Genomic DNA, 2,817 nt, shown 5'->3' on the forward strand with positions numbered 1-2,817 from the left:
TCCGTTTATCTATTAGACAACTTTCAAAATTTCTTGATAAATTTCATCGGCTAGAGCGCAACCTTTTTGTAGGAGCTCTTCACCCTTGCTGCGGTAGTCTGCGACGAATGCTTCATCCTTGACGCCTGACAGGTTGATGAGAACATTGAGCCAAGCCCCTTGCAGACCAGCCTTAAGGTTGAGAGCTGCTACACCTAGGTCACTGGCAGCGTTGGTATTGGACTTGCCGACAGCTTTTTGAGTTGTTTGCATGGCAGCCAAGATGTCTTCCATCATGCCATAAGGTGACTTGGTCGCTTCCTTGAGGGCTTGTTGCATCGCTTCCCGACGGGCAGCCTTGTCTTCCTCTGTCTCCTTAGGCATATCAAAGACGGCGGAGACTAGATTGAAGGCTTCAGTGTCCTTGTCAATAGCTGCGAGAAGGCTTTCTTGCAAGCGTGCACTTTCTGTGTGCACTTGAGCAATTTCTGCTTCAAATTCTGCGTATTTTTTCTTGCCAAGGGTCAATTCACAGACCATCTTAGTCAGGGAAATACCGTTCGCTGCTGAAAGAGCAGCGGCAGAGCCGCCTCCTGGTGCAGGAGCATCTGAGCCTAGGACTTGGGCAAATTCTGTCAAACTTAAATCTACTAATTTCATAGGTTTCTGTCCTCCTAGCCCAGCAAATGGTTTTCCAGAACTTGCTTGCCGTAGTCAAAGTCTTCGATTTGCAGATAGTATTCTGCTGCATCAATCAAAGCCTTAGCTGGAGCCAAACCGATGACTTCTGAGCCGAGGATTCCAACTCCGTAACGTTTGGCTTCAAAGCGAACAGTTTCAAAGACACGATAGAGTGGGAATTTTTCCAGATTGACCATGTTGATAGAAACCTGAGCAATGTTGCGGTCTTCCAGCATAACGCCAATCGCTTTACAGTATTTGTAGCCACCGCTTGAACCACGGATGATTTTGGCAATATTGTTGGCAATTTCCAAATTATCTGTATCCAAGTTGATGTTGTAGGCGATGAGCGGCATTCTAGCACCAACAGCAGTAACACCAGCAGTTGGGTGAATCTTTCTTTCACCGTAGTCAGGTGCCCAGTCAGGTTCTAAGAGTTTTTCTGGCATGCCTTCGAACTGCCCTTTACGAACCTTAGCCAAGTTCTTGCGCTCAGGACGAGTCGCTGCATCTTCATAGAGGAAGATTGGAATACCGAGCTCACAGTTGATCCGCTCAGATACAGTCTTCGCAATTTCTACGCATTCCTCACTTGTGATGTCTTTGATAGGTACAAAAGGCAGGACATCAGTTGCGCCCATACGAGGGTGTTCCCCCTGGTGCTTGGTCAAGTCAATATTTTCAGAAGCGTATTTAACCAAACGGAAAGCAACTTCCTGAATGTTTTGATCATCACCGACCAAGGTAAAGACGCTGCGGTTGTGGCTGGTATCAGAAGAGTGGTCCAGAAGTGTTACACCTGGCACGCTCTTAGCTACTTCTACTAGACCGTCAATGACCGCTTGGTTGCGGCCTTCAGAAAAGTTAGGAATACATTCAACAATTTTTGCCATAAGATATTACCTCGTGTTATATGTTATTAAAATTTACAAAGTAGATAAAGTGGAACTTCCGTCTGAGCTAGGTGTGAGGCCTAGCTCAGTTTAGAAGTTGGGGGACAAGTTTTTCCTATTCGAACAATTTCTTAACAGATTCTTTGACCAAATCTTCGTCAGTTAAGTATGGAATAGTGATGTGATCTGTTCCTTGGTGGAGACGGTTGTACTCGATAGCTGTCTCAATAGCATGCTCATTACGTGCCCAGTTACGACGAGCAACTCCGCCGATCGTATCCCAAGCGATAGCAGATTTGATGATTTCATCAATGCGTTCGCTGCCGTCTAATACCAAGCCAAAGCCACCGTTGATTGCTTTCCCTATACCAGTTCCACCACCGTTGTGGAGAGCTACTAGACTCATACCGCGAGCTGCGTTACCAGCGTAACATTGCACAGCCATGTCGCAGGTAACATTAGAACCGTCCTTAATATTGGAAGTTTCACGGAATGGAGAGTCAGTACCAGATACGTCGTGGTGGTCACGGCCGATCATGACAGGGCCAATCTTGCCTTCGCGTACTAATTCATTGAATTTGAGGGCGATATTGACGCGACCCATACAGTCTTGGTAGAGAATTCGAGCCTGAGTTCCAACAACCAGCTGGTTCTTTTCTGCATCGCGGATCCAGTTGTAGTTGTCGCGGTCTTGGTAGCGGCGGTTAGGGTCGATCACTTCCATAGCTGCATGGTCAGTAGCGACTAGGTCTTCGTGCTTACCGCTCAGACATACCCAACGGAAAGGACCATAACCATAGTCAAAGAGCATTGGGCCCATGATATCTTCTACATAAGATGGCCAGATAAAGCCGTCTTTGTCGTCAAAGCCATTCTTAGAAATTTCCTTGATGCCAGAGTCATAGACTGCCTTCATAAAGGCATTACCGTAGTCAAAGAAGTAGGTACCGTTGCTAGTCAGGGTCTTGATTGCTTTGAAGTGACGTTCCAATGTTTCGTCAACCAACTTAGCAAAGGTTTCCTTGTCTTCAGCCAGGAGGCGAGTCCGCTCTTCAAAGCTGATACCAGCTGGACAGTAGCCGCCGTCATAGACATTGTGGCAAGAAGTTTGGTCAGACAGTAGATCTACATGGATATTGTTCTCGTTGACATATTCCAAGAGGTCTACGATGTTACCATGATAGGCAATGGAAGTGGATTCGCCAGCTTCCAGAGCTTTTTGAGCTAGGTCGATTGCTTCTTTTGGACTTTCGGCTAATTGACT

The 2,817-nt window shown here is 46.6% G+C and carries 2 protein-coding genes and 1 pseudogene; all 3 read right to left on the reverse strand.

Going from position 1 to position 2,817, the window contains the following annotated elements; all coding sequences use genetic code 11:
• Positions 1 to 12: 12 nt before the first annotated feature.
• Positions 13 to 639 (reverse strand): cyclodeaminase/cyclohydrolase family protein, encoded by a 627-nt coding sequence (locus tag Q0191_RS03850; protein WP_297664006.1) that lies wholly within the window; start codon positions 637 to 639, stop codon positions 13 to 15.
• 14 nt (positions 640 to 653) lie between these two features.
• Positions 654 to 1,553 (reverse strand): glutamate formimidoyltransferase, encoded by a 900-nt coding sequence (gene ftcD / locus Q0191_RS03855; RefSeq protein WP_297664008.1) that lies wholly within the window; start codon positions 1,551 to 1,553, stop codon positions 654 to 656.
• A 115-nt stretch (positions 1,554 to 1,668) separates the two neighbouring features.
• A pseudogene (locus Q0191_RS03860) lies at positions 1,669 to 2,817 on the reverse strand (urocanate hydratase); the annotation flags it as partial.

The sequence above is a fragment of the uncultured Streptococcus sp. genome (assembly GCF_938036805.1).
Classification (GTDB): domain Bacteria; phylum Bacillota; class Bacilli; order Lactobacillales; family Streptococcaceae; genus Streptococcus.